The organism is Pseudomonas sp. UTLPPB19802 (genome assembly GCF_059730225.1).
Genome location: NZ_AP048545.1, coordinates 4,722,068 through 4,745,544 on the forward strand (window position 1 = coordinate 4,722,068; position 23,477 = coordinate 4,745,544).

Genomic DNA, 23,477 nt, shown 5'->3' on the forward strand with positions numbered 1-23,477 from the left:
CCGACGCCTCTCGCCCGTGTTTTCCGGCTGTTGCCGCGCACTTGCTCCAGCCCCCTCGCTGAACGCGCCTCGCCCTGCACCGGGTGCAGCCATTATCCCGAATCCCAACCACGCCATGGAGGCACCCGATGACACTCGACCCGGATCACTGCCTGCCCGACGGAACCATTCGTTTCCTGCCGTCGCGCCTCAACCATCAACCCGTCATCGTCCTGGGGCTCACTGCGGACGAAATGTGGATCACCCTGACGATCGCCGCCCTGGTTGGCGCCGGCCTGGGCATCGCCGCCGCGATGCTGTTGCAGAGCATCGCCCTGCTGCCTTCGGCGATCGTGCTGTGCATGGCCCTGGGCCTGTTCCTGGGCGGCCGGCTGCTACGCCGTCACAAACGCGGCAAGCCGCAGACCTGGCTGTACCGTTACCTGCAATGGCGCCTGGCGACAACCTCGCCCGTGCTGCGCGACTGGGTCGGGGCGAACGACCTGGTGATCCGCTCGGGGCTCTGGAGCACGCGCCGGGGGCCACGACCATGAGCCAGTTCAAGAACGAGGTGAGTCGCCTGCAGGCCCATGTCACCTCCCTGCGCGCCGGTTGCGGCCTGCTGTTCGGGGTGGCATTGCTGCTGGGGCTCGGCTGGTGGGAGGCGCCCAGGAACCTGACCATCAACATTCCCCCGGACCTGCGTTCGGGCAGCACGCGCAAGTGGTGGGAGGTGCCGCCCGAGTCGGTCTATACCTTCGGGCTGTACATCTTCCAGCAACTCAACCGCTGGCCAACCGATGGCGAAAAAGACTACCTGCGCGCCATCCAGAAACTCTCCGCTTACCTGACACCCAGTTGCAAGTCGCAGCTGGAGGAAGATTTCCAACAACGCCAGGTTGCCGGCGAGTTGCGTAGCCGCACCCGCGGCGTCTTCGAGATTCCCGAGCGCAACTACGGCCAGTCGCCCCATGTGCGGGTCAAGGTGCTGGGACGAGACCAGTGGCTGCTCAATCTCGACCTGGCTACCGAGGAGTTCCACGGCTCGGAGCGGGTCAAGCAGAGCTTCGTGCGCTATCCGCTCAAGGTGGTGCGCCGCGATATCGACCCGGAGAAAAACCCGTTCGGCATGGCCCTCGACTGCTACGACGGCGCTCCACAGCGCATCAGCACATGGCCAGCCGGCGAGGACACCGGAGGACACCACTGATGCGCCGCTCGATTCTCCTCATCACTCTCTGGCTGGGTTGCACCGTGGCCCAGGGCATCGAACTGATGACCTGGGAGCGCCTGCCCCTGGCCGTTTCGCTCCAGGTCGGCCAGGAGCGGGTGCTGTTCATCGACCATAACGTGCGGGTCGGTGCACCTCGTTCGCTGGGCAATCGGCTGCGGATCCAGAGCACTGGCGGCACCCTGTACCTGCGAGCCAATGCACCGATCGAACCAACTCGTCTGCACCTGCAGGATGTGCAGAGCGGCGAACTGATCCTGATCGATATTGCCGCTCGCGACCTGCAGGACGCCCCTGCCCTGGAACCGGTGAGGATAGTCAAGGGCGCCACCCGGCCCAAGCGTTATGCCAGCGTGACAGCGGTGCCTGAGGCAAAGGGCCCGACGGACAAGCCCGCCACCCCACGGGAAACCCCGATACCGGTCACCTTGACCCGCTATGCGGCGCAGAGTCTCTATGCCCCGCTGCGGACTGTCGAACCGCTGCCCGGCGTGGCCACCATGAAGTTGCGGCGTGTGCCGGCCCTTTCCGGCCTGCTGCCGGGCAAGCCGCTGTCCGCCCTTCTGCTGGGAGCCTGGCAACTGGACGACTACATAGTCAGCGCAGTCCGGCTTCAGAACCTCGAGATCACGCCCCTGCCTCTCGATCCGCGCGAACTGCAGGGCGACTTCATCAGCGCGACCTTCCAACATGGTCTCCTCGGCCCAACCGGACAGCCCAGCGATACGACCGTGGTCTACCTGGTCACTCGCGGAAGGAACCTTGCGCAATCAATGTCGCCCACCCTCGGCATGGTTGATGCGACAGCCCGCCCCGGCAGCCTGCACGGGAGCGCCCATGAAAAGTAACTCCCTGCTCAAATGGCTGCTCCTTCCCCTGTTACTGCTGGTGCTGTTTGGCCTGCTCAGGGGCTGCTCCGGCAAGAACGATGGGCCAGACCGTGCCGACCCCAGCGGGTACCGACTGACGCCTGAAGAGATGAAGCAACTGGGTATCGATGGCGACACTCCACACGACACGGTGGCGACCCTGGTCGCCCAGACCAAGGCTATGCGCGAAGAGCTCAAGGCGCTGCTCTCCGAGAACAAGGACCAGCAGGAGGAGAATACCCGACTGCGTCAGCGTGACAGTGAAATCGACCAGCGCATCCAGAAGATCCTGGGGAGTGAGCTGGAACGATCCGCGCAAGGTTCCCGGCAGGAACTGAGCCCACAGCAGAAGCAGAGCCTGCTGGAGGACCTGCAGCAGAAACTGTCGACTCGATTGATTGGTCGGCCAGAGAACGAACTGCCCATTGGTCTTGGCCTGGAACCGGGAGACGAGGCGCAATTCGCCCAGGACGAACTGGTCTGGACCGAACCCCAGGACGCGAGCGCAGTCGGTCCACGGGGCAAGCCGGGGGCCAGCGATTCCGGCGCCCTGACACCCGGCGTGGGGTTTTCCAACGGGTTCCGCACCGAGGCCCAGCCGGAACAAAAAACACCCGGCAGGGCCGAGAGCAAGGTCGCCGACAAGCCCGTCTACACCCTGCCGGAAAACAGCACCCTGACCGGCTCCGTCGCCATGACCGCGCTGGTCGGCCGGGTCCCGATCGACGGCGTGGTCAATGATCCCTATCCGTTCAAGGTCCTGATCGGCCCGGACAACCTGACTGCCAACGGCATCGACCTGCCGGATGTCGCCGGCGCGGTGCTCAGCGGCACGGCCGCTGGCGACTGGACACTGTCCTGCGTGCGCGGTCAGGTCGTCAGCCTGACCTTCGTCTTCAACGACGGACGCATCCGCACCCTGCCAGCGCCACGGAAGCTGACCAGCCAGCAAGGCAACAGCTCGTCCGGCACCGGCAAGATCCAGGGCGGCATCGGTTGGCTCAGCGATCCCTACGGCGTGCCCTGCATTGCCGGCGAACGACGTTCCAACGCCCAGCAATACCTGGCCAGCCGCAGCCTGGTCACGGCGGCCGGAGCCGGGGTGGCGGCGCTGCTCGAAGCCAACAAGGCCGATGCCAGTACGGTACTGACGCCCGGTGGAACTGCCGTGGGTGCCGGGCCTTCGGCGCTCAACAGCATTCTCTCCGGCGGTGTGAAGGACGTCGGCGACTGGGTCAACAAGCTCTATGGCCAGGCCTTTGCCGCCGTCTACGTCCAGCCCGGCGCCCAGGTGGCGGTGCACCTGGACCGGCAACTGGAGATCGACTACGAAACCCTTGGCCGCCAGGTGCGGCACATTGCAGGAGCGGGACATGCCCAAAGCCTCGATTAAGCCCTTGCCCAGCCTATTGCTGGGAGTTCTGCTCGCCAGCGGCTGCAGTACCGACAAGGAGCACCTGCTGCCCCACGGGCCGCAAACCATGGCCGATATCTGGGACAACCCGGCCCATGAGCCTCGCCGGCAACCACTTGATGAGGCGCGCCAAGGGCTTTCCCACCCCCTCGTCGAGCCCCTGGGCGATCAGCCCGCCTATACCCGAACCGCCCGGAACGAGATCCACAGCCAGTTCAAGCGCCTGCCCAATCCAGACCTGGTGATGTACGTGTTCCCGCACCTGGCCGGCTCCGACCCGGTACCGGTGCCGGGCTACAGCACCGTCTTCCCCTTTTACCAACGGGTGCAATACGCCATGCCCGGCGAACGCACCGAGGACTACTGATGCCAGCGAAGCAGACCGGCCCCGCCACCGTGGCCGATGAGCAAGCGCTCTATGACGCGACACCCAGCTTCGTCGAGTTGTTGCCGTGGGTGGAGTTCCTGCCCGAATCACAGTGCCTGCTGCTGGAGGATGGGGAGTCGGTCGCGGCGTTCTTCGAATTGACCTCCATCGGCACCGAGGGGCGCGAGGCAAGTTGGCTGCGCGGGGTGCGCGACGCCCTGGAAAACGCGCTGCAGGACAGCCTGGACGAACTGGAGGAACAGCCCTGGGTGGTACAACTCTATGCCCAGGACGAAACCGACTGGGAGGGCTATCTGCAGACCCTCGATGCCTACGTCCAGCCGCGTGCCCGCGGCTCGGCCTTCACCGAGTGCTACCTGCGGATGTTCGGCCAGCACTTGCAGGCCCTGTCTCAACCGGGCGGCCTGTTCGAGGACACCGCCGTCACCCAGTTGCCCTGGCGCGGCCAGTGCCGCAAGGTCCGCCTGGTGGTGTACCGGCGCAGCAAGGGCAGCCCGGTCCAACGCGGACAAAACAGCGAACAGGCGCTCAACAGCCTTTGCGAACGCCTGGTCGGCGGACTGGGCAATGCCGGGGTAAAGGCTCGTCGCCTCGATGGTGCGCAAATCCATCATTGGCTACTGCACTGGTTCAACCCGAAACCGAACCTGCTCGGCGACACCGTCGAGGACCGCAAGCGCTTCTACCCACTGGCCGGCTATCCACCCGACGTGGATGACGAAGAACTGCCATTGGCCAGCGGCAGCGACTTCGCCCAGCGCCTGTTCTTCGAGCAACCCCGTTCAGACCTCGAGCGTGGCCTGTGGTATTTCGACCGGATGCCCCATCGCGTGGTGGTGCTCGACCGTCTGCGCACGCCGCCGACAACCGGCCATCTGACCGGCGAAACGCCCAAGGGCGGCGATGCGATCAATGCCCTGTTCGACCAGATGCCTGAGGACACCCTGCTGTGCATCACCCTGGTGATCACCCCGCAGGACACCCTGGAAAGCCACCTCAATCACCTGGCCAAGAAATCGGTGGGCGACACCCTGGCCTCCGAGCAGACCCGCGACGACGTGCAACAGGCCCGCTCACACCTGGGCAGCGCCCACAAGCTGTATCGCGCCGCCGTGGCCTTCTACCTGCGCGGGCAGGACATCGAGGAGCTCGACCGGCGCACCTTGCAGCTCAACAACGTGATGCTCAACGCCGGATTGCAACCGGTGCGTGACGAGCATGAAGTCGCTCCGCTCAACAGCTACCTGCGCTGGCTGCCCTGCGTGTTCAATCCAGGCATGCGACGCAGCGACTGGTACACCCAGCTGATGTTCGTCCAGCATGTGGCCAACCTGGCACCGATCTGGGGGCGCAGCGAAGGCACCGGCCACCCCGGTTTCACCTTCTTCAATCGCGGTGGCGGGCCGTTGACCTTCGACCCGCTCAACCGGCTCGACCGGCAGATGAATGCCCACCTGTTCCTGTTCGGGCCGACCGGTGCCGGCAAGTCGGCGACCCTCAACAACCTGCTCAACCAGGTGGTCGCCCTGTATCGACCCCGCCTGTTCATCGCCGAAGCCGGCAACAGCTTCGGGCTGTTTGCCGACTTTGCCCGGCGCCTGGGCCTGAAGGTGCATCGGGTCAAGCTCGCTCCCGGCTCCGGCGTCAGCCTCGCGCCCTTTGCCGATGCCCATCGATTGGTGAACGCCCCCAACCGGGCGCTGCTCGCGGAGACTGACGAACTCGACGAAAGCGACGGCGCCGACGATGAGCGTGATGTGCTGGGTGAACTGGAAATCACCGCACGCCTGATGATCACCGGCGGCGAAGACAAGGAGGAACAGCGTCTGACTCGCGCTGACCGCAGCCTGATTCGCCAGAGCATCCTCCACGCGGCCCATGCCTGCACCGCCGACGGCAGGACCGTGCTGACCCAGGATGTGCGCGATGCCCTGCGTGGCATGGGCCAGGACAGCGACCTGCCGGAACCTCGCCGCCTGCGCCTGCAGGAAATGGCCGATGCCATGGACATGTTCTGCCAGGGGGCCGACGGCGACCTGTTCAACCGCGACGGCACGCCCTGGCCGGAAGCCGACATCACCCTGGTGGACCTGGCCACCTACGCCCGCGAGGGCTACAACGCCCAGTTGTCGATCGCCTACATCTCACTGATCAACGCCGTGAACAACATCGCCGAGCGTGACCAGATGCTCGGCCGGCCCATCATCAACGTCACCGACGAAGGCCACATCATCACCAAGAACCCGCTGCTGTCACCCTATGTGGTGAAGATCACCAAGATGTGGCGCAAGCTCGGCGCCTGGTTCTGGCTCGCCACCCAGAACGTCGACGACCTGCCCAAGGCGGCGGAGCCGATGCTGAACATGATCGAGTGGTGGATCTGCCTGAACATGCCGCCGGACGAGGTCGAGAAGATCGCCCGCTTCCGCGCCCTCACCGATGCGCAGAAAACCCTGATGCTGTCGGCTCGCAAGGAGTCCGGGAAATTCACCGAAGGGGTGATCCTGTCCAAGTCTATGGAGGTACTGTTTCGCGCGGTACCGCCGAGCCTCTACCTGACCATGGCCATGACCGAGCCGGAGGAAAAGGCCGAGCGGCATGAGCTGATGAGTACCCACGGTATCAGCGAGCTGGAAGCAGCCATGGCCGTGGCACAACGATTGGACCAGGCCAGGGGTATTCCCGACAGCACTACCTACGCCGACTACTGTCGCGAGTCGGGCGAACAGCCGCGCTGAAAAGGCGCCCGGCGCAGAACAGTTTTCCGGCTGTCATGGGCGCACGTTTCGCCGAGGATCCAGGTTTCCATCACCTGGACCCTCGTCATGAATTTCTATCCCCTCCTGCGACTCTGCAGTCCCCTCGTCCTGCTGGCCGGTCTTGCTCCGTGCCTGGCCGAAACCTGGGTCATCACCGATTCGGCGCACCCCGTTGACGTGCAGGCGGACATTCGCCTGATCCTTCTTGATCGCCTCGACCAGCTGGAAGTGGCATTTTTCGAAAACCTCCCGTCTGAACCGGCGCAAGCCCAGGCGGCTTTCGAGGAAGTCATGAACGTCGAGGTTTCCTCGGATATCAGCCATGCGCACCAGGACATCGTCGATGCCTGGAGCCTGGGGGTCAGCAAGCTTCCGGCAGTCGTCGTCGATCATCGCTATGTGGTCTATGGCGATCCGAACCTTGAGCGCGCCCTGGCTAAAATCGAGGCGTTCCGGCGGGCTGCGCAATAACGACAACCCAGCGTGCAGGGGCTGGGTTGTCGTAGCGATTCTCGGTGGATTCAGTCGTTGGCCGACACGCGGATCATGTCTTGCCCATGAGGACCGGGCAAGGCGACCGACCACGCACGCTCCAGCGCCACGCCGTCAACTGCCGGGACCGCCTGGTTCCAGGTGACGGGTGGGGAGAATTCGGCACGCAAGGTGCCATTCATCACCTCCGGCGGCAACGCCCCCAACCGCTCCCTGGCGTGCCGGGCCTGGGCGTTGTCGAGGGCGAAATCGGCCCGGCTCACCCCGGAGAAGCGGTACCTGCGGGGCAACCCGAAGAGGCTGCGCAATTCGCGCGCGCCGGCATGAATGCGGCGCTCCATCTCCCGCCGATCGATCAGCGCGACATGATGAGCCTGCAGCAGGCGCCGAACGATATCGTCGTAGGTGATCAACAGATACACCGCCAGGAAGCCGAACTGGGAGGTGATGGCGATCGGCATCGTCACCGGCTGGACATTGAAGTTTTCCTCGGCACTGATCGCGTCCGGAAAGGCGCTCATGAGCAGGTCCAACTGATCCTGGATCAGCGCCAACTCGGCCTTGCAGGCTTGCAGTTTTTCCTGGATTTTCAGCATCCACAGATCGGCATAGGGATCACCCAGCTTGACGCCACGGTTTACCTTGCCAACCGCACTGGCAAAGCCGGTAAAGCCGATGATCGCCGGTTTTCCCTCGCTGGCAGCCCGGCCATCCCAGATCCGCAAGGCATGAAAGGTGTGGAGGGTCAGTTGCATGGTACTGCGCAGAGGGCCGAGTCTTTTTTCGATAACATCGGACATTGATTGCTCCTGGCTTGGGTATTGGAACCCTAGTGTCGTCAGGAACAAATCGGCCGGCAGCCGGAAAACAGAATCGAGGGGGTGGGGTTTTCAGCCTGGGCGGGCGCTTGTCTCCAGTGAAGGCAACTACAGCATCACGGTGCAGAACATGTCCAACGCCCCAGGCAAAAAGCCAATCAGTGCGAACCGCCCGATGATACGGCGATTGAACATCGCCCACGTAGAAAAAATGAATTAGCCGCCCGTCCTGTTGGTCAGCAATTATGAACGCAGTCAATCTGACGAGGTAACAGCGATGACTATCGAAGCAGAGACACTCGTACAACTGACCGAAGCCCTGCAGAAATGCGGCATGCGTCTGGTATCGGATGTGCCGTTTACGCGGGCTCCCTACCGGCACAATCACCGATGGATCTGCGCCGTAGAGTAAGCATCTGGGCGACGGCGACGAGGGCCTGCGGGACGCCGGTCAATCGATGATTTCCACTGATCGGGTGGTCGTTTCGCCCTCCTGCGCCGCCTTCCTGCGGTCGTCCTGTACAGGCAAGCCTGCCTTGAACCAGCGTGGCCACGAACTCTGATGCCGTGTCTCGACCTCGATGCAAGGGATCAACCGTTCGGTCAGTACCGACGCTTGTCCTGCCGCCTTGGCCACCCGGTACTTGACGCTGTGCACGCACTCGCGGTCGCCGAACTCGCAGCGATTGAGGCGGGTACCGCCGCAGGGCCCGTTGGCCAACCCCTTGGGACAGGTCTCCGGACAGACATATAGCGTGTCTTCAAGACGGCAGCGACCACAGGTGTCGCAGCCGACCAGCGGACGCTTGAGGCCGCGCTCGACCCGGTGCAACCAGCGCGCCCCATTCGGCGTGGCCCAGAGCGGGCGAGTTACGGCCCAGCCGAAAGCCCGGCTCAACCAGGTGGTGCGGCTGAACAGTTGCGAGTGAAAGCCCGACATCAGGTGATAACGAGCCTTTTCCGTGAAGGACGCCTGGACATCGGACTCGCCGAGCCGCCAGTTCAAAGCTCCAGCATGAAACGCTACCGTGGGCAGATCAGGCAGGCTCCAGCTGTCAGTCCAGGCCAAGTCCCACTGTTCCTGGGTGTGGATGCGGGCTCGCCAATCGTTGAGCGCCTGTTCGAGCGCCTGCAACTGCTTGAGCTGATGCACACCGGAGAGGTGAATGCCGGCGTAGCCCATCCGCTGCAAACCGACGATCTGCAGGGCGAGACGGCTGATGCTGCGTTCCTGGGCATAGGCCTTTGACACGGCGTCTTCGGCGGTCAATACATCCCGCATCGATTGGCTGATGACCACTCCGGCCACCTGGTCAAGCATCGCCGCACGGCCCTTGGTCAGGCCCATGACGCAAGCCAACAGCGGCTTGGGCGTTGCCTGCCGGCTCATCCAGACCAGCGCCTCGCGGTGTTTCGCCATGTCGAAACCCAGCTGCAGGGTCAGGAAGTCCGCGCCGGCGACCAGTTTTTTCTCGGCCTTGAAATATTGTGCACCGCCCTCTTCCTCGCGGTACTTGAAGGGGTTCAGGGCCGCACCAAGCAACCAGTCCGGTCGAGCCTGGCGAACGATCTGCAGGGCCGGCACCGATTCCAGGTAGCGCACCGGTCGCTGGCCTGGCTCGTGTCCGGGCAAGCGGTCGCCCGTAAGCATCAGCAGTTCATCCAGCCCGGCCGTATCCATGCGCTTGAGCTGTGCCAGCAGTTCACGGCGCTCGCGATCCTTGCCGGAAAAATGCACCAGCGCGCCGCGGCAGTCGTTGAATTCGGCAATGGCGTCCAGGGGCGACAGGTCAAGATTGCCACCGACCCGATCGGCGACGGCAGCGACCATCGGCCAGCCGCAAAGCGTCGACTGTGCCATAAGCTGCTCGAAAGCCCCGAAGTGCTGGGCAGAAGGCTTGGGGACGAACTCCATCAGGCAGATGAACTGCCGCTCGCCCAGCGCTGTTTTCAACAAACCCATCGATCGTCGTTACCTGGCTGGAGTGGCCCCTGCGCGTGGCAGGATGTGCCAGACATTTTGCGGCATCCACGGATCGGGCCATGTCCAGCGCCGCAGCAAACCGGTCGAAAAGAGACATTGGCAAGTCCCAGACGCTCCATTGACAAGGGCTGGTCGATGGCCGGAGAATCGCCATAGTTGTACGACAACTGACAAACAAACAAAAACAATAAAGAGCCTTCTCGAATGAATCGACTGAAAACCCTGCAGGGCTTGGCCGGTGCGGCGTTGCTGGCCACCGCGCCGGTGACCTGGGCCAACACCTACGTCTACGTCTCCAACGCCACCGACGGTACCGTCGCCAGCTACACGCTGTCGGCCCAGGGCCAGTTGCAGCCGCTGACCATCACCGAGACCGGAGCGGGTGTCATGCCGCTGGCGCTCAGTCCCGACCACACCAAGCTCTACGCCTCCATCCGCTCCAAGCCCTTCTCGGTGGCCACCTATGCCATCGACCCGGCCAACGGTGCGCTCAAGCACCTGAAAAACGCCACCGTCGCCGACAGCCTGGCCTACATTTCGACGGACAAGGCCGGACATTACCTGTTCGGTGCGTCCTACGGCGAGGACCTGATCAGCGTCAACACGATCAACGCCGACGGCGTCGTCACCGATGACGTGCAGCAGGTAATCAAGACCGGCCCGAACGCCCACTCGATCATCGTCGACGCCAGCAACCGCTTCGTCTATGCGGCCAACCTGGGTAACGACCAGTACCTGGAATTCAAGTTCGACGCCGCCAGTGGCCAACTCACCCCACTCGGTCATGTCGACTTGCCGAAGAACAGCGGCCCTCGCCACCCGGCGCTGTCACCAGACAATCGCTTCATCTACCTGCTCGGCGAAATGGCCGGCACCGTGACCACGCTCGCCATCGACCCGGACAGCGGGCGCCTGAGTGTCCTGGAGGAGACCAGTACGCTACCGGCCACCTCGAACCTGGTACATGGAGTGGCCCGGCCAGTGGTCAAGCCCGGCCAACCGGCCGCACCTGCGGTTCCCGACAATCCGATCTGGGCCGCTGACATCAAGCTGACGCCCGATGGTCGCTTCCTCTACACCACTGAACGTACCGGCAGCACCGTCAGCGTGTTTTCGGTGGACCGTGAAAGCGGCAAGCCGAGCTTCGTGCAGAACATCAAGGTCGAGCAGCAACCACGGGGCATCACCGTCGACCCTTCGGGACAATGGCTGCTGGTCACGGGCGAAAAGAGTGCCGAGGTCGGGGTGTACGCCATCGACCCGCAACAGGGCACGCTCACCCGCCGCTCCAGCGCGCCTTCGGGCAAGGGCGCGAACTGGGTGCAGGCGGTGAGTTACCCCTGAATGCAAAAGGCCCGTCAAGGCGACGGGACTGCTTCACCGAGAACTGCCCCGAAATGAAAAACCCCGCACATCGGCGGGGTTTTCATGCATCGCAGGCCTTACGTACGAACGTTACGGCTGTGATGGAAGTACAGGTACAACAGCCCTACCGGCGCAATGAAGATCGACAAGGCCCAGCACAGGTACATGGTGAAGATCTTCACCACCATCATGAAAATGGCATTCACGAAAAAGACGTTATTGCCCATCACGTAGCCAACGACACTCTCATAGACGAAACGAGCGTAGGGATAGAGAAAGCAGCTCACGATCGAGAAGAAGATCATGAAGCCCGAACTCAGGGTCAGCCCGGTTTTGCTGTTGGTGACAGCCCAGATAACGATCGCCAGGAACAGCAGGCTGAACAGAAATTGCCGAATGTAGTACTGGCGAGTAAGACCGCCGAAGGTCTTCGAGAGGAACAACCGCATAAAATCCCTTTAAGATCATGTTGATAGACGCAGGAACCATAACATGCCCCCTGGACAGGCTCAAACAGATCGGGCAGGACTGTGACCGAATAGTCAGTTCGTCTTGCCGTGAAGACTTTCCATTGACGGTGGCGTCAACTCCAACACCCGGTCACGCCCGCCTTCCGCCAACAGATAGCTGCCCTTCTGCGTCCTGATGATCGACTGGGGTGCCTTCAGGAACGACAGGATGGTCTGCTGTTTCCCCTTCGGGTCCACCAACAGCAAACGGGCACGATGCGTCGAGTCCTCGCTGATCCACAAGCCACGCTCATCGCACATGAGGAAGGTAGGCTGGTTCAGGTTGGCGAGTACTATCGGGTCGCTGCGGTCCTCACTCAGCTGGCGCACCACCCCTTCCTTCTTCTTGGTGTAGAGCAGACGGCCATCGGTACAGCGGGTGATGGATTCGGCCTCGTTGAGATGATCGCGCACGACGGTCAACGTCCCGTCGCTCCAGCGATAGCGCATCAACCGGCCCTCTCCCTTGCCATCCTCGATGGCATAGAGGTCCTCGCCGTCGTTCCACAGCCCCTGTACGTTGTTGCCGCTGAACAACTGGGTGACCACGCCATCCTTGAACAGGCTGACCGGTGCCCCGCCCACTTCCTGGCTGAACACCCAGCCGCCGCGCGCGGGGACCATGCCATCGGGCTTGGATAGCTTGGAAACAACATCCTCGCGTTTTCCATCCGGGTGGATGCGTACGATGCTGCCCTGCCCGTCGTTCAGTTCCTGACTGACCAGCAACGAACCATCCGGCATGAAAGCCAGCGACGCGGCCTTGGCCACTTCATCATGCACAACCCGATAGTCCCAGCCGTCGGCCGACTGCACCGGATAGAAACTCTGCCAGGCAAAGAAGCCCAAGGCTGCGGCACACGGCAGACCAAGGCCCCAGAGAGCCAGTCGAAGTTTGCGAAAAGGTGAGGCGACGCCATTTACCCGATCGAGCGTTTTATCCATTGATCACACCGCTGACAAATGTTCGTAGAAAATCGTCGCACCGACCAGCATCATGCCGACAGTCACCCTGAGCATGGCGGCTAGGCCAATCGCGGAAGCGACGATGATGATCGTGACAAAAGCATTGGTCGACATGACCGGGAGCATGAAGGATATGAGACTCATGATCCAGCCGGACAATGAGCCAACGACGCAAGCATACGTCCGGCTACAGGCATGGATGCATCGTGGGTTTCGCCAACCTCAACCAGCGCTTTTCGCCATGATGCTAAGCACCAGGAGATCGGGGGAGTTGTCTCCGGCAGCCGCATGGTCGGAGATAGATCCAATCACCTCGCCGCAGATAACCGGACCTGAGGCGAGCTCCGCATCGAAGCCGCCGAAGCAAGGCGCATCCTTGATATGGCAAAAGTCGCCCCAGCGAAGTACCACGCGGTAGACATCCTGGTCTTCGGTCTCTTCGAGAAAAACCGGTGCTGCGCTTTGCAGGATGTCATACGTGACGGCACCAGTGCCGCGACCGGCAACAAGTCGTGTGATCAGCGAAACGTTCATTTTGCCCCCTCTTGCACAGCCCTTGCTGTCATTGAGCTATAGCAGGCAGCGGGCCGAACTTCCACCATTCTTTAGGACTAGTCGTTATGGTCTGTAGCAGGAGCCAGAGAGCATTTTTACTCTCGTACGATCCGTCGGCGCACTCCTCGGCAGCCCCAAAACGAGCCAGGCAGGAGCGATGTAAATCTCCCCCGCTTGCCTTGGTGGGCGCCGTCCAGAATTGCTGCATACACCGAAAATCGGGACAGCAACTGCACTCCCAAAGAGCTTTACCTGAAATGGGTCCACTAGTATCAGCTTCGTTACAGAAGATCTATTAAAGGGATTTTTCATGTCGAAGCTGAATGTTTTCGCCCCGGTTGCGGGCTGTCTCCTCGCATTGGCCTGCACGCAGGTACTTGCCGCCCCTTCCCCCTATTCCACCATGGTGGTGTTTGGCGACAGCCTGGCCGATGCAGGCCAGTTTCCCGATGGTTCCAGTGGCGCCACCTATCGCTTTACCAACCGCACCGGCCCCACCTTCCAGGGCGACTACGGCCTGATTTCCTCGACCTTGCTGGGCATGAAGCTGGGCGTTGCCGCCAACGACCTGAATGCCTCCACATCACCGGTTCGTGCAGCCCAGGGCCTGCCGGACGGCAACAACTGGGCCGTCGGCGGCTACCGTACCGACAACATCCTGGATTCGATCACCTCGGTCTCCAACACCACGATTCCACCCGGCGGCCCAAGTCCTGGTACCGTGCTACGCAGCCGCCTGGGCTACCTGCCGGCCAATGGTGGACGGGCCGACCCAAACGCACTGTACTTTCTCTCCGGTGGCGGCAACGACTTCCTGCAAGGGCTGGTGCTCAACCCGGATCAGGCCGCAGCCGCCAGCGGACGCCTGGCCGACAGCGTCCAGGCCCTGCAGCAAGCCGGAGCGCGCTACATCATGGTGTGGATGCTGCCCGACCCAGGGCTGACACCCGGGCTCAACGGCACCCCATTGCAGGCCACCAGTTCAGCCCTGAGCCGGGTTTTCAACCAGACGCTGATACAACGACTGTCGCAGATCGACGCGCAGATCATCCCGTTGAACATCGCGCTGCTGCTCAACGAGACCTTTGCCGACCCTGCTCGCTTTGGCCTGGCTACCGATCAGAACCTCGTCGGTACCTGCTTCAGCGGCGACGGCTGTACCGCCAACCCGGTCTATGGCATTGGCGGCACCAACCCGGACCCGACCAAGCTGCTCTATAACGACTCGGTCCACCCCACCGTCACCGGCCAGCAACTGATTGCCGACTATGCCTATTCGATCCTGTCGGCCCCCTGGGAAGTGACGCTCCTGCCGGAGATGGCCCAAGGCACATTGCGCGCCCACCAGGACGAACTGCGTAACCAGTGGCAAGCCGACAACGGCCACTGGCAAGCCGTCGGCCAATGGCGGATGATCGCCGCCGGTGGTGGCCAGCGCCTGGACTTCGATGACCGGGACAGTTCGGCCAATGGCGACGGCAGCGGCTACAACCTGAACATTGGCGGCAGCTACCGGTTCAACGAAGCCTGGCGGGTAGGTGTGGCAGCCGGTTTGTATCGCCAGACGCTCGAAGCTGGCGCCCGTGACTCTGACTACAAGCTCTACAGCTACATGGGCACCGCCTTTGCGCAATATCGGCAAAACCATTGGTGGGCCGACACTGCATTGACCGGCGGCAAGCTGAACTTCGACAGCCTCAAGCGCAAGTTCACCCTGGGGGGGAGTGAAGGCTCCGAAAAGGGTGACACCGATGGCTGGCTCTGGGCCGTGAGCGGCCGCCTGGGCTATGACATTGCCGCGACAGGCAGCGACTGGCACCTGTCCCCCTTCATCAGCGCCGACTATGCGCGGGTCGAAGTCGATGGCTATTCGGAAAAGGACGAGCGCTCCACCGCACTGACGTTCGATGACCAGCGACACAACTCCAGGCGACTGGGCGCCGGTCTACAGGGCAGCTATCGCATCACCTCGAAAACCCAGGTGTTTGGCGAGGTGGCCCATGAGCACGAATTCGACAATGACACCCGCAAGGTCGATATCTCACTCAACAGCGTGCAGGGAATCGACTTCAAGCTGGAAGGCTATACACCACGCAGCAACTCAGATCGCCTGAGCCTTGGCGTCAGCCACGCATTGACTCAGGAACTGGCACTGCGGGCGGCGTATAACGTGAGGAAGGAGGATAACCTGACTCAGCAAGGGATCAGTGTCGGGGTGAGCCTGGATTTCTGAATCCTGGCTGTTCGGCGTAGCTGATGAAGCATTCAGCCTGGCAACGGTTCCTGGGATTCCAAGGGCTGATTCCAGAGGCAAAAGCCCAGCGCAAGGCTGGGCTTCGAACTCGGCGCCCTACTTGTAGTAATCCGCTCGACGCAGCCGCAGGCTATAGACCCAAACCGCAACCAGCAGCGCGGCTTGTACCGCGGCTGGCAGAACGTACCAGGCAACTACCGCATACATGCCGGCCGGGACCGGGAAAATCCCAGGCGACATCAGCGGTACCAGCGTCAGCCCCAAAAGCAGTGCACCCAAGAGGTACCACGGGGATTTTGCGCTACGCGCCCAGAGCAGAAGACTGCCCGTGACCAGCAGGACACAGGTCAGTAGAGGGGCAAGCAGCATGATAAACGCAATATCCCCGGTCCTTGCCAGGTCCCAGCCTTCACTGACGGTCCAATAGGCAATTCTGAACGTGATGAACAGACAGTAGATTGACGCGAAGATGACCAGTGCTGGGCGTGAAGTGTTTCTTACCTGAGGTGTACTGATGTCCATAATTCCAGTTCTGAAGACATGACCGGCCAACCCGGTCAACCGCCGCAGTCTACCGGACTTGCAGAAAATTAAGCCAAAGGCTCTTTACTCAACCTTCTTCGGCCTCGGGATCAGCCACCCAAGGACAGAGCCCTTCTTGCGTGTCGCGGCAATCAGTGGCTCGGCGCTGTACCAGCGTTCACGGTCCAGGGCATCCTGCCTGATGCCCCAACTGTTGCGCAGGCGCAGGCCGTAGCGACACTCGCCCTCGGGCTCGCAGAGCTTGGCGTAGCCATAGATCACATAAGAATGGGCGTAGTCCGCGCTGCATCCCTTGGCGCCTTTCTTCTTCAGCGCACATTCCACTTCGAGGATCAGCGGCGAACCGCCGTTGATGGCCTTCTTGATCACCGCCATCGCGCCTTCGTAGGTGCGGCTCTTGTTGTCATCGTCGGGGTATTCGGCCAGTTTCATGTCCGTCTCGAACAGGGCATGGTTGACCAGGCGCTTGCAGCGATCCGGAATCATCACCCGATAGAAGAACTCACCGAACTTCTCGCCATTGAGCCCAGAGGCCAGCGCCGGGTTATCCACGGTGGGCACGATCTGCCGCAACTCGGCCATGACAGGCGCCGGAATGTCGGCCGTGGTGGCGAACTGACCCTTGTACTTGCGGTAAAACACCTCCAATTGGCCCAGCAGCTCGCGTTGGGAGGCCACCGACGCCTCGGAAATACTCCCGTCCTCGACGTAGCGATCACCGAGGAAGGCCTTTTCGTTGATGCACTCCTGGTCGATCGCCGATCCACGAATGACTGCCGTGTTGAACAACGCCAGAATCGAACTGCCGCCCTCGGTGAGCTCATTGACCGGGCTGAAGTTGTAATGACCGTCATTGTACTCGGGCATTGTCCGGCCCCAGACCGCCCCCCAGCGGCGCGGCCAGGAGGTTGGCGTCCTGCTTGCTGCAGTCGGCGACCTTGAGCGCCTTGCAATTGTGATAGTTGAAAACCGTCGCGGCAGAGTGCCCGTAGCAGAAACCGAAACCCTGCTGGCTGGTCGGTGCGGGCATGTTGTCCAGGACCTTGACCTCGCTTTTCGACACCTTCCAGTCCTCGTCGAAGTAGCGATCGGCACGGATGTACTCGTCTTCGGCAAAACCGAGGGCCGGAAGCAGGACAACTATCCTGACACCGGGGTGTCCTATACCCACTTCCCAGGTATCAGTTAGCAGCCATTCATTTGACGTTTGGCGCCGAGAAATTTTCAGATTTTTCAATTTCAGTGCGATCCTGTCCCCGCCCAACAACGGTTTATGGCCAGTTCGTCAGGGCCGTCAGGAACCTGAAGGCAGATAGCTCCCCCATCGACGCCCACTGTGTCGCAGCCCAGGGAAAATTGCTCTTCATGTCCAGGAGCCAGAGGTCGGGGGCTTCTCGAAGCGGAGACCGCCAGCCACGCTGCTCCAACCCTGACTCCATTTCTTTGCGGTGACAGGCCTGTCGATATGCAGCTTGTTCCATCTCCACCTGAGCACACCTGGGCCCTTCCAACTGCCTGCTACCGCCAGGATCCGCGCCCGAAGGCGATCACCATCGAGAAGATCATCATCGCACCCGCCAGCATGAAGGTCAGGCGCATGCCTGCGGCGATCGCCAGCGCGTCGGCGTGATCGAACACCTGCGTTCCGACACCGAACGCGAAGACAGCGCCCATCACCGATGCCCCGGTGATCAGGCCGATATTGCGCGACAGGCTCAGCAGCCCCGACACCGTACCGCGCCGTTCCCTGGGCACATCCGCCAGCGTGGCGATGTTGTTGGCCGCCTGGAAGAGCTGATAGCCCGGCGTCAGGACGATGAGGGACAGCACGTAGCCAGCGACGCCAATCATGTTCGGCAGAAACGCCAGTAGGAAGGCGCCCACCGCCAACAGGACAAGCCCCGTGGCGAGCGCACGCCCCTTGCCCCACGCATCGACGAGGCGTCCCGAGGGAACCCCGCTGAAAATGGAGATCACGGGGCCGATCGCCATGACGAACCCGACCTGGGCCGCTTTCAGGCCCAGACCGAAACCCAGGTAGAAGGGACCGACCACCAGCGTCGTCATCATGACCGCAGCCACCAGGAAGTTGACGAGCAGGTTTGGCGCCAGGCTCCAACCCGACATCGGCCCCAGGCTTGCCGACGGAGTGGTGCCCTTGCCGGTATCGTCCGGCAGCGTCACACAGGCCAGGACAAGGGCGATGCAAGAGAGTGGGAACTGGACCCAGAAGATGCTCCGCCACCCTGCCAGTTCGATCAGCAGCCCGCCAAACGAAGGGCCGAGTGCGGTTCCGAGCGCCGAGACGGTGCCCAGCAGGCCCATGGCGCGCCCCATGTGTGCCTCACTTGCCGTCTGGCGCATCAACGCCATGGCCAGCGTCATCAGGAAAGCAGCGCCGATCCCCTGCAACGCCCTCGCACCCACAAGCAGCCACAGGCTGGGCGCGACACTGCATAGCACCGAGGCAATGCCGAAGACAGCCAACCCGACCAGGAGCATCGGCTTCAGGCCATGACGGTCCCCAAGCCGGCCGGCGATCACGACCGAGAGCGTCAGGGCCGCCAGATAGGCGACGACCACCCCTTGCACCTGAACGAAGGGAGCCGAGAACGCCTGGGCCAGCGTTGGTAGCGCGATATTGGCGATGCTGGTACCGAGCGATGTCAGCAACATCGACAGCGCCAGAGTGAACGTGATTCCCGTGGGTGTTCTCGTCGATGCGAGTGATTGCGCCTGCTTCATCAGCTTGCCCTCTTTGCAAAATCCCGAATAGAACGTAGCTTGCAACTTCAAGTCAGCTTGAGGTCAAGCATGAAAACCCTGGATATTGGAGAGGTGTCGGCGAAGAGCGGATTCAAGCCCTCGGCGCTGCGGTATTACGAGGAAGCGGGGCTCATCACTTCCATCGGTCGGCATGGGCTGCGCAGGCAGTTCGCGCCCGAAGTGCTCTTGCAGCTCAAGCTGATTTCGATGGGAAAATCGGCGGGCTTCTCGCTTGAAGAGATCGCCGGCATGTTCGGCAAGGATCGTCGGCCGGACCTGCCGCGCCCGCTGCTGCATCAGAAGGCTGACGAGATTGATCGCCAGATCCACGAGCTGACGGCGCTGCGCGATACGCTTCGTCATGTTGCCGACTGCCCTGTCCCGTCACACATGGAATGCCCCACCTTCCGGCGACTTGTGGAGGTGGCAGTCAAACGCGATATCAAGCGGGCGAAGAAAAAAACTCATCCGTGAAGGCGACCAGGCAACCCTGAGAGGGATTTGCGCTCAACGAGCCAGGCGATACGTCGTGCGGCTCACCAAAACTCACCGACCCCGTTCCTGTTTTCCTGCTGCCCTCCATGGATTCCTACGGCACGCTCGGCGAACACTCTCCGAGCGGATCACCCATGCCCCTGACCTTGAGACATCTTCGCCTTATCGCACTCTCAGCGAGCTTCACCACCGACATGGTACAAGCCGAACCGACGGCCCAGGAGCGCACGCACCTGGCCGGCCTGCTGCGCCAGTTGGACTCGATGATGAAGCAGGTACACGCCAGTGCCGCCTTGCCCACTGACGAGCACGCCCGTTTCACCTTTGACTACGTCCGCCTTTCTGCCGAACTGGAGCTGGTTCGCCAAGGCATCGAGGATCACCTGACGCCAGCGCGTGCCCAGCCACGGTCGCTGCCGGAACTGACCGGCCACTACACCCACACCGATGAATCCTCGCCATGAGCATGAGTGCATCGCAGGTGACAGCCTTTAAGGCCATGGGTGGTTTCACGCCTGAAGAAAGCACCACCCTGCTGTCCGGGCTGGTGCTGGCCGTGGCATTGGTCCTTGCCGCCTGGACGATCACCACCGGCTACCGCGGCTGGGCTACCGGTCAACTGTCCCAGGGCAGGCTCTTCAGCCTGATCGTCAAGGTGAGCCTGATCTACATCCTGCTCACCGCCCTGGTACTGCACTGAGGTTTCCCGTTTCGTACACCGCCATGGAGGCATCCCTGATGAAGATCCAATCCTCACTCAAATCGCTCAATCGTCTGTTCAGGCGCGTACCCCTCACGGTGGCCACGTCTTGCCCAACGCTGGCCTTGGCCGCATTGCCTGGCATCGAGGCTCCCAGCCGTGGCGACGGCAATGGCCTCATCCAGACGCTACAGAACTATGGCTACGACATCGTTTCACTGATCGCCCTGGGCATTTCCGCCGCGACCTTCTGCGGCGTGGCCTATCACGCCTACAGCACCTATTCTGAGGTGCAGAACGGCAAGAAGACCTGGGGCCAGTTCGGCCTGACCTGCGGTGTGGGTGCCCTGTTGCTGGTAATCAGCATCTGGTTGCTGACCAAGGCAACCGAGGTGCTCTGATTCAAACCCGCGCTGCCTGGGTTAGCGCCACGCTGATGCGAACTCAGGCTGCCCCGCGGGCTCGCAGAAAGTCGTAGAGTGCCCGCACCGCCGGCTGCTCCAGTGCCTGTGCCGAATGACACAGGCCGATACGACGTACCGGCAGCGGTAGATTGAGGCTGGCGCTGTGCACCGTCGGCGCACCGGCCAGTAGCGACGACGGCAGGATCGCCGCGCCCACGCCAGCACTGACCAGCCGCTGGGCCAGTTCCAGCGATCCCGCCTGGGCGACCACAGGATCACTGCCATAGGCGCTCATCAGGCGTTGGTGCGAAGGGTGTGTCGGACAGGTGATCCAGCCAACCGCCCGTGCCGCCTCTACGCCCGGTGGCAGCGCGAGCACGTAGGGATCATCCCAGACCGGAACGAACAATTCGTCCTCACAACAGAACTCCTCCACCGCCAGCCGCGCATCACCGACGCAGCCCGTTTCCAGGTGCAATTGCAGATGGGGCACGGCCTGCCGCGCCAGCGCGATGAAGCTTTCCACCTGCCCGGCGCTGATATCGCCCTCCACCCCCAAGTGCAGCGGCTGGCGTGCAGAGGCCTGGCGGAACAGGTTGCGCAAGCCGTCCGCCTCGGCAAGCAAAGCCCGGGCGCGCGGATACAACGTCCGCGCCGCCTCGCTTACGTCCACGCCGCGCGCCTGGCGCACGAACAGCTCGGTGCCGAGGCTGTCTTCCAATTGCCGCACCGTGGCCGACAGCGTCGGCTGGCTGACGAACAGGCGCTGCGCCGCGGCGGTGATATTGCGTTCTTCGAAGACCGCGACGAAGGCGGCCAGCTGTCGAATATCCATAGGAATAACCGATACCAGGCAAAGGAATAAGCCATTTTTCAGGCTCTGCCGGGCTAAATATACTTCACCTCAACGTCCAGGCATCCATATTTCCAATTGCAGGAGAACCCTCATGAGCAAGCCCCTGATCATCGTCACTGGCGCCAGTTCCGGTATCGGCGAAGCCACCGCCCGCCTCTTCGCCCAACAGGGCCACCCGCTGCTACTGCTCGCCCGCCGCATCGAGCGCCTGGAAGCGCTGGACCTGCCCAATGCGCTGTGCCGTGCCGTGGATGTCACCGACCGTGCGGCACTGCTGGCCGCCGTGGCAGAGGCCGAGAAGCAGTTCGGTCCGGCCGACGCCCTGGTGAACAACGCCGGCGTGATGCTGCTGGGCAACATGGCCGAACAGGACCCGGCCGAGTGGGAACGCATGCTGGACGTGAACGTGAAGGGTTTGCTCAACGGCGTACACGCCGTCCTCCAGGGCATGATCGAGCGTCGCCAGGGTACGCTGATCAACGTAAGTTCCGTGGCCGGACGCAAGACCTTCCCCAACCACGTCGCCTACGTCGGCACCAAGTTCGCGGTGCACGCGATCTCCGAGAACCTGCGCGAGGAAGTGGCGCCACATAACGTGCGCGTGGTGACCATCGCACCCGGCGCGGTGGAGACCGAACTGCTCAGCCACACCATCGACGAGGCGATCAAGAGCGGCTACCAGGAGTGGAAGCGCGAGATGGGCGGCAAGGTACTCGGCGCCGAGGACGTGGCCAACGCCATCGGCTATGCGTACCAGCAGCCGCAGGGCGTGTGTATCCGCGAGATCGTGCTGGCAGCGACTCGGCAGCAGGCCTGACCAGGGTTCTGCAACCCGATCAAGGCCCCTTCCCTGACGACCAGGACGCCGTGACTGCCGACGCGGCCGTCCTCAGAGCCTGAACTGACCGACCAGGCCTTGCAGATGGACGCCCAGGCGCGCCAGGTCGATGCTGGACGCAGCGGTTTCTTCGCTGGCGGCCGACGTCTGCTCGGAGATGTCGCGCACGCTCAGGACGCTGCGGTTGATCTCATCGGCCACGGCCGCCTGCTGTTCGGCGGCTGCGGCTATCTGCTGGTTCATCGACTCGATGGAGGCCACCGAACGGGTGATGTTCAGCAGGGACGTGCCGGCACGCCGACTCAGTTCGACACTGCTGTCGGTCAAGGTACGGCTGTTGTCCAGCGTCACCGCCACCTGCCCCGTGACGTTCTGCAGACCACCGATCAAGCTTTCGATCTCTTCGGTGGAGGCCTGTGTGCGCTGGGCCAGGCTGCGCACCTCATCGGCCACCACGGCAAACCCGCGCCCGGCCTCGCCCGCACTGGCAGCTTCGATGGCCGCATTCAGCGCCAACAGGTTGGTCTGCTGGGCCACGGCCTTGATCACGTCGAGGACCGTACCGATCTTGTCGCTCTCGCGCTTGAGTTCGGCCATGGCCTCGGTCGAGTGCCCCACTTCCACCGCCAGCCGTTCGATCTGGGTCATGGCCTGCGCCACCACCTCATCACTGTTGCGGGCGTCGTCACTCGCGCTCAAGGCCACCTGGGAAGCCTGCTCGGCATTGCGCGCCACCTCCTGCACGGTGGCGACCATTTCGCTCATGGCTGTAGCCACCTGATCGGTCTACACCTGCCCCGCACGCTCTCCATTGCCCGCCGCGCCGATGGCTTGGACGAAGTCGTTGAAATGCGTCCGGTACTGGTCCAGGGCACGATCGGCCTCGGCCACCCAACGCAAGCTCTCCGGGGTTTCCAGCTGCGCCTTGACCTCATCGATATGCCGATCCACTCCATCGATAGCCTTGAGTACGGCTGCGGCGTGTTCGCTGTCGGGCTTGAGGGCGTAGGACAACCGCGCAATGCGCATGTCTCGGGCTTTCTCGTTCAGGATGGAAATCGAGATCAACTTTTCACCACGCTCACTGAGCGATGCCAGCCCCTGCCACCCGGTGAAGGCGATCAAGACAGTCAACGCAAGCACCGTCGCAAAGCCCAGTGTCAGTTTTGCCCGTACACTGATGTTACCCAACCCACGTGTGATTGCTCCCGCCATCTAGATTTCCGCCATTCAGTGTCAATGTATGAGATGGCGCGAACGCTGCGCGCCACCGCATGAACGACGGAGCCAGA

At 62.5% G+C, this 23,477-nt stretch carries 27 protein-coding genes; 14 read left to right on the forward strand and 13 right to left on the reverse strand.

Annotation, left to right across the window (positions count from 1 at the left end):
* Nucleotides 1–128 precede the first annotated feature (128 nt).
* The 7 genes from AC6I6U_RS20325 to AC6I6U_RS20355 all read left to right on the forward strand — a co-directional run bounded on the left by AC6I6U_RS20325 (nucleotide 129) and on the right by AC6I6U_RS20355 (nucleotide 7,111).
* Nucleotides 129–533, forward strand: coding sequence for a TIGR03750 family conjugal transfer protein (locus AC6I6U_RS20325; protein WP_497877817.1), 405 nt, complete (start codon nucleotides 129–131; stop codon nucleotides 531–533).
* Nucleotides 530–1,189, forward strand: a complete 660-nt coding sequence (locus tag AC6I6U_RS20330; protein WP_497877818.1) for a PFL_4703 family integrating conjugative element protein — start codon at nucleotides 530–532, stop codon at nucleotides 1,187–1,189. The genes AC6I6U_RS20325 and AC6I6U_RS20330 overlap by 4 nt, the downstream gene beginning before the upstream one ends.
* Nucleotides 1,189–2,058 carry a TIGR03749 family integrating conjugative element protein gene (locus AC6I6U_RS20335; RefSeq protein WP_497877819.1) on the forward strand — a complete coding sequence of 290 codons (870 nt, stop codon included), beginning with the start codon at nucleotides 1,189–1,191 and terminating at the stop codon, nucleotides 2,056–2,058. The genes AC6I6U_RS20330 and AC6I6U_RS20335 overlap by 1 nt, the downstream gene beginning before the upstream one ends.
* Nucleotides 2,048–3,472 (forward strand): TIGR03752 family integrating conjugative element protein, encoded by a 1,425-nt coding sequence (locus tag AC6I6U_RS20340; RefSeq protein WP_497877820.1) that lies wholly within the window; start codon nucleotides 2,048–2,050, stop codon nucleotides 3,470–3,472. Before AC6I6U_RS20335 ends, AC6I6U_RS20340 begins: the two co-directional genes overlap by 11 nt.
* Entirely contained in the window at nucleotides 3,453–3,860 is a 408-nt protein-coding gene (locus AC6I6U_RS20345) for a TIGR03751 family conjugal transfer lipoprotein (RefSeq protein WP_497877821.1), read from the forward strand. The genes AC6I6U_RS20340 and AC6I6U_RS20345 overlap by 20 nt, the downstream gene beginning before the upstream one ends.
* Nucleotides 3,860–6,619, forward strand: coding sequence for a conjugative transfer ATPase (locus AC6I6U_RS20350; RefSeq protein WP_497877822.1), 2,760 nt, complete (start codon nucleotides 3,860–3,862; stop codon nucleotides 6,617–6,619). Before AC6I6U_RS20345 ends, AC6I6U_RS20350 begins: the two co-directional genes overlap by 1 nt.
* 87 nt (nucleotides 6,620–6,706) lie before the next feature.
* Nucleotides 6,707–7,111 carry a TIGR03757 family integrating conjugative element protein gene (locus AC6I6U_RS20355; protein WP_497877823.1) on the forward strand — a complete coding sequence of 135 codons (405 nt, stop codon included), beginning with the start codon at nucleotides 6,707–6,709 and terminating at the stop codon, nucleotides 7,109–7,111.
* Between the two features lie 50 nt (nucleotides 7,112–7,161).
* Here AC6I6U_RS20355 and AC6I6U_RS20360 read toward each other — a convergent pair whose 3' ends face one another.
* The gene (locus AC6I6U_RS20360) at nucleotides 7,162–7,932 is read right to left on the reverse strand and encodes a PFL_4669 family integrating conjugative element protein (protein WP_497877824.1); all 771 of its coding nucleotides are present in this window, start codon (nucleotides 7,930–7,932) and stop codon (nucleotides 7,162–7,164) included.
* 469 nt (nucleotides 7,933–8,401) lie between these two features.
* Nucleotides 8,402–9,913, reverse strand: coding sequence for a methylenetetrahydrofolate reductase C-terminal domain-containing protein (locus AC6I6U_RS20365; RefSeq protein WP_497877825.1), 1,512 nt, complete (start codon nucleotides 9,911–9,913; stop codon nucleotides 8,402–8,404).
* A gap of 225 nt (nucleotides 9,914–10,138) precedes the next feature.
* Here AC6I6U_RS20365 and AC6I6U_RS20370 point away from each other — a divergent pair, with 225 nt between their 5' ends.
* On the forward strand, nucleotides 10,139–11,278 hold the full coding sequence (locus AC6I6U_RS20370) for a lactonase family protein (protein WP_497877826.1): 1,140 nt from the start codon (nucleotides 10,139–10,141) through the stop codon (nucleotides 11,276–11,278).
* Nucleotides 11,279–11,376: 98 nt separating this feature from the next.
* Here the strand turns inward: AC6I6U_RS20370 and AC6I6U_RS20375 are convergent, their stop codons facing one another.
* The 4 genes from AC6I6U_RS20375 to AC6I6U_RS20390 all read right to left on the reverse strand — a co-directional run bounded on the left by AC6I6U_RS20375 (nucleotide 11,377) and on the right by AC6I6U_RS20390 (nucleotide 13,308).
* Nucleotides 11,377–11,748, reverse strand: coding sequence for a hypothetical protein (locus AC6I6U_RS20375; RefSeq protein ID WP_497877827.1), 372 nt, complete (start codon nucleotides 11,746–11,748; stop codon nucleotides 11,377–11,379).
* A gap of 93 nt (nucleotides 11,749–11,841) precedes the next feature.
* Nucleotides 11,842–12,753 (reverse strand): SMP-30/gluconolactonase/LRE family protein, encoded by a 912-nt coding sequence (locus tag AC6I6U_RS20380; RefSeq protein ID WP_497877828.1) that lies wholly within the window; start codon nucleotides 12,751–12,753, stop codon nucleotides 11,842–11,844.
* Between the two features lie 3 nt (nucleotides 12,754–12,756).
* Nucleotides 12,757–12,888: a hypothetical protein gene (locus AC6I6U_RS20385; RefSeq protein ID WP_497877829.1), complete on the reverse strand. Its 132-nt coding sequence runs from the start codon at nucleotides 12,886–12,888 to the stop codon at nucleotides 12,757–12,759.
* Between the two features lie 108 nt (nucleotides 12,889–12,996).
* On the reverse strand, nucleotides 12,997–13,308 hold the full coding sequence (locus AC6I6U_RS20390; RefSeq protein ID WP_497877830.1) for a hypothetical protein: 312 nt from the start codon (nucleotides 13,306–13,308) through the stop codon (nucleotides 12,997–12,999).
* Nucleotides 13,309–13,639: 331 nt separating this feature from the next.
* Here AC6I6U_RS20390 and estP point away from each other — a divergent pair, with 331 nt between their 5' ends.
* Entirely contained in the window at nucleotides 13,640–15,562 is a 1,923-nt protein-coding gene (gene estP / locus AC6I6U_RS20395) for an esterase EstP (RefSeq protein WP_497877831.1), read from the forward strand.
* A 117-nt stretch (nucleotides 15,563–15,679) separates the two neighbouring features.
* Here estP and AC6I6U_RS20400 read toward each other — a convergent pair whose 3' ends face one another.
* From AC6I6U_RS20400 to AC6I6U_RS20415, 4 genes are all read right to left on the reverse strand, one after another.
* Nucleotides 15,680–16,105: a hypothetical protein gene (locus AC6I6U_RS20400; protein WP_497877832.1), complete on the reverse strand. Its 426-nt coding sequence runs from the start codon at nucleotides 16,103–16,105 to the stop codon at nucleotides 15,680–15,682.
* Between the two features lie 84 nt (nucleotides 16,106–16,189).
* On the reverse strand, nucleotides 16,190–16,993 hold the full coding sequence (locus tag AC6I6U_RS20405; protein WP_497877833.1) for a hypothetical protein: 804 nt from the start codon (nucleotides 16,991–16,993) through the stop codon (nucleotides 16,190–16,192).
* A complete protein-coding gene (locus AC6I6U_RS20410; RefSeq protein WP_497877834.1) occupies nucleotides 16,977–17,363 on the reverse strand; it encodes a hypothetical protein in 387 nt (128 codons plus the stop codon). The genes AC6I6U_RS20405 and AC6I6U_RS20410 overlap by 17 nt, the downstream gene beginning before the upstream one ends.
* 281 nt (nucleotides 17,364–17,644) lie before the next feature.
* Nucleotides 17,645–18,871: an MFS transporter gene (locus AC6I6U_RS20415; protein WP_497877835.1), complete on the reverse strand. Its 1,227-nt coding sequence runs from the start codon at nucleotides 18,869–18,871 to the stop codon at nucleotides 17,645–17,647.
* Nucleotides 18,872–18,940: 69 nt separating this feature from the next.
* Between AC6I6U_RS20415 and AC6I6U_RS20420 the strand changes: the two genes are divergently transcribed.
* From AC6I6U_RS20420 to AC6I6U_RS20435, 4 genes are all read left to right on the forward strand, one after another.
* Nucleotides 18,941–19,366, forward strand: a complete 426-nt coding sequence (locus AC6I6U_RS20420; protein ID WP_497877836.1) for a helix-turn-helix domain-containing protein — start codon at nucleotides 18,941–18,943, stop codon at nucleotides 19,364–19,366.
* Nucleotides 19,367–19,581: 215 nt separating this feature from the next.
* Nucleotides 19,582–19,851 (forward strand): integrative conjugative element protein, RAQPRD family, encoded by a 270-nt coding sequence (locus tag AC6I6U_RS20425; RefSeq protein ID WP_497877837.1) that lies wholly within the window; start codon nucleotides 19,582–19,584, stop codon nucleotides 19,849–19,851.
* The gene (locus AC6I6U_RS20430; RefSeq protein WP_497877838.1) at nucleotides 19,848–20,087 is read left to right on the forward strand and encodes a TIGR03758 family integrating conjugative element protein; all 240 of its coding nucleotides are present in this window, start codon (nucleotides 19,848–19,850) and stop codon (nucleotides 20,085–20,087) included. The genes AC6I6U_RS20425 and AC6I6U_RS20430 overlap by 4 nt, the downstream gene beginning before the upstream one ends.
* 38 nt (nucleotides 20,088–20,125) lie before the next feature.
* Nucleotides 20,126–20,488, forward strand: a complete 363-nt coding sequence (locus AC6I6U_RS20435; protein ID WP_497877839.1) for a TIGR03745 family integrating conjugative element membrane protein — start codon at nucleotides 20,126–20,128, stop codon at nucleotides 20,486–20,488.
* Between the two features lie 43 nt (nucleotides 20,489–20,531).
* Here the strand turns inward: AC6I6U_RS20435 and AC6I6U_RS20440 are convergent, their stop codons facing one another.
* Entirely contained in the window at nucleotides 20,532–21,326 is a 795-nt protein-coding gene (locus AC6I6U_RS20440; protein WP_497877840.1) for a LysR family transcriptional regulator, read from the reverse strand.
* A gap of 112 nt (nucleotides 21,327–21,438) precedes the next feature.
* On the opposite strand from AC6I6U_RS20440, the gene AC6I6U_RS20445 reads away from it, so the two are divergent.
* A complete protein-coding gene (locus tag AC6I6U_RS20445) occupies nucleotides 21,439–22,164 on the forward strand; it encodes an SDR family oxidoreductase (protein WP_497877841.1) in 726 nt (241 codons plus the stop codon).
* A gap of 72 nt (nucleotides 22,165–22,236) precedes the next feature.
* Here AC6I6U_RS20445 and AC6I6U_RS20450 read toward each other — a convergent pair whose 3' ends face one another.
* The gene (locus tag AC6I6U_RS20450; RefSeq protein WP_497877842.1) at nucleotides 22,237–22,950 is read right to left on the reverse strand and encodes a methyl-accepting chemotaxis protein; all 714 of its coding nucleotides are present in this window, start codon (nucleotides 22,948–22,950) and stop codon (nucleotides 22,237–22,239) included.
* Between the two features lie 21 nt (nucleotides 22,951–22,971).
* On the reverse strand, nucleotides 22,972–23,400 hold the full coding sequence (locus tag AC6I6U_RS20455; protein WP_497877843.1) for a methyl-accepting chemotaxis protein: 429 nt from the start codon (nucleotides 23,398–23,400) through the stop codon (nucleotides 22,972–22,974).
* Between the last annotated feature and the right edge of the window lie 77 nt (nucleotides 23,401–23,477).

What these genes read in the sequence shown, in the direction of transcription:
- AC6I6U_RS20425 (WP_497877837.1), top strand. Translation starts at nt 19,582, where the DNA reads ATGGTACAAGCCGAACCGACGGCCCAGGAGCGCACGCACCTGGCCGGC.
- AC6I6U_RS20330 (WP_497877818.1), top strand. Translation starts at nt 530, where the DNA reads ATGAGCCAGTTCAAGAACGAGGTGAGTCGCCTGCAGGCCCATGTCACC.
- AC6I6U_RS20445 (WP_497877841.1), top strand. Translation starts at nt 21,439, where the DNA reads ATGAGCAAGCCCCTGATCATCGTCACTGGCGCCAGTTCCGGTATCGGC.
- AC6I6U_RS20340 (WP_497877820.1), top strand. Translation starts at nt 2,048, where the DNA reads ATGAAAAGTAACTCCCTGCTCAAATGGCTGCTCCTTCCCCTGTTACTG.
- AC6I6U_RS20380 (WP_497877828.1), bottom strand. Translation starts at nt 12,753, where the DNA reads ATGGATAAAACGCTCGATCGGGTAAATGGCGTCGCCTCACCTTTTCGC.
- AC6I6U_RS20400 (WP_497877832.1), bottom strand. Translation starts at nt 16,105, where the DNA reads ATGGACATCAGTACACCTCAGGTAAGAAACACTTCACGCCCAGCACTG.
- AC6I6U_RS20390 (WP_497877830.1), bottom strand. Translation starts at nt 13,308, where the DNA reads ATGAACGTTTCGCTGATCACACGACTTGTTGCCGGTCGCGGCACTGGT.
- AC6I6U_RS20375 (WP_497877827.1), bottom strand. Translation starts at nt 11,748, where the DNA reads ATGCGGTTGTTCCTCTCGAAGACCTTCGGCGGTCTTACTCGCCAGTAC.
- AC6I6U_RS20325 (WP_497877817.1), top strand. Translation starts at nt 129, where the DNA reads ATGACACTCGACCCGGATCACTGCCTGCCCGACGGAACCATTCGTTTC.
- AC6I6U_RS20385 (WP_497877829.1), bottom strand. Translation starts at nt 12,888, where the DNA reads ATGTCGACCAATGCTTTTGTCACGATCATCATCGTCGCTTCCGCGATT.
- AC6I6U_RS20440 (WP_497877840.1), bottom strand. Translation starts at nt 21,326, where the DNA reads ATGGATATTCGACAGCTGGCCGCCTTCGTCGCGGTCTTCGAAGAACGC.
- AC6I6U_RS20335 (WP_497877819.1), top strand. Translation starts at nt 1,189, where the DNA reads ATGCGCCGCTCGATTCTCCTCATCACTCTCTGGCTGGGTTGCACCGTG.
- AC6I6U_RS20350 (WP_497877822.1), top strand. Translation starts at nt 3,860, where the DNA reads ATGCCAGCGAAGCAGACCGGCCCCGCCACCGTGGCCGATGAGCAAGCG.
- AC6I6U_RS20430 (WP_497877838.1), top strand. Translation starts at nt 19,848, where the DNA reads ATGAGCATGAGTGCATCGCAGGTGACAGCCTTTAAGGCCATGGGTGGT.
- estP (WP_497877831.1), top strand. Translation starts at nt 13,640, where the DNA reads ATGTCGAAGCTGAATGTTTTCGCCCCGGTTGCGGGCTGTCTCCTCGCA.
- AC6I6U_RS20345 (WP_497877821.1), top strand. Translation starts at nt 3,453, where the DNA reads ATGCCCAAAGCCTCGATTAAGCCCTTGCCCAGCCTATTGCTGGGAGTT.
- AC6I6U_RS20450 (WP_497877842.1), bottom strand. Translation starts at nt 22,950, where the DNA reads ATGAGCGAAATGGTCGCCACCGTGCAGGAGGTGGCGCGCAATGCCGAG.
- AC6I6U_RS20360 (WP_497877824.1), bottom strand. Translation starts at nt 7,932, where the DNA reads ATGTCCGATGTTATCGAAAAAAGACTCGGCCCTCTGCGCAGTACCATG.
- AC6I6U_RS20455 (WP_497877843.1), bottom strand. Translation starts at nt 23,400, where the DNA reads ATGGCGGGAGCAATCACACGTGGGTTGGGTAACATCAGTGTACGGGCA.
- AC6I6U_RS20370 (WP_497877826.1), top strand. Translation starts at nt 10,139, where the DNA reads ATGAATCGACTGAAAACCCTGCAGGGCTTGGCCGGTGCGGCGTTGCTG.
- AC6I6U_RS20365 (WP_497877825.1), bottom strand. Translation starts at nt 9,913, where the DNA reads ATGGGTTTGTTGAAAACAGCGCTGGGCGAGCGGCAGTTCATCTGCCTG.
- AC6I6U_RS20405 (WP_497877833.1), bottom strand. Translation starts at nt 16,993, where the DNA reads ATGCCCGAGTACAATGACGGTCATTACAACTTCAGCCCGGTCAATGAG.
- AC6I6U_RS20420 (WP_497877836.1), top strand. Translation starts at nt 18,941, where the DNA reads ATGAAAACCCTGGATATTGGAGAGGTGTCGGCGAAGAGCGGATTCAAG.
- AC6I6U_RS20435 (WP_497877839.1), top strand. Translation starts at nt 20,126, where the DNA reads ATGAAGATCCAATCCTCACTCAAATCGCTCAATCGTCTGTTCAGGCGC.
- AC6I6U_RS20415 (WP_497877835.1), bottom strand. Translation starts at nt 18,871, where the DNA reads ATGAAGCAGGCGCAATCACTCGCATCGACGAGAACACCCACGGGAATC.
- AC6I6U_RS20355 (WP_497877823.1), top strand. Translation starts at nt 6,707, where the DNA reads ATGAATTTCTATCCCCTCCTGCGACTCTGCAGTCCCCTCGTCCTGCTG.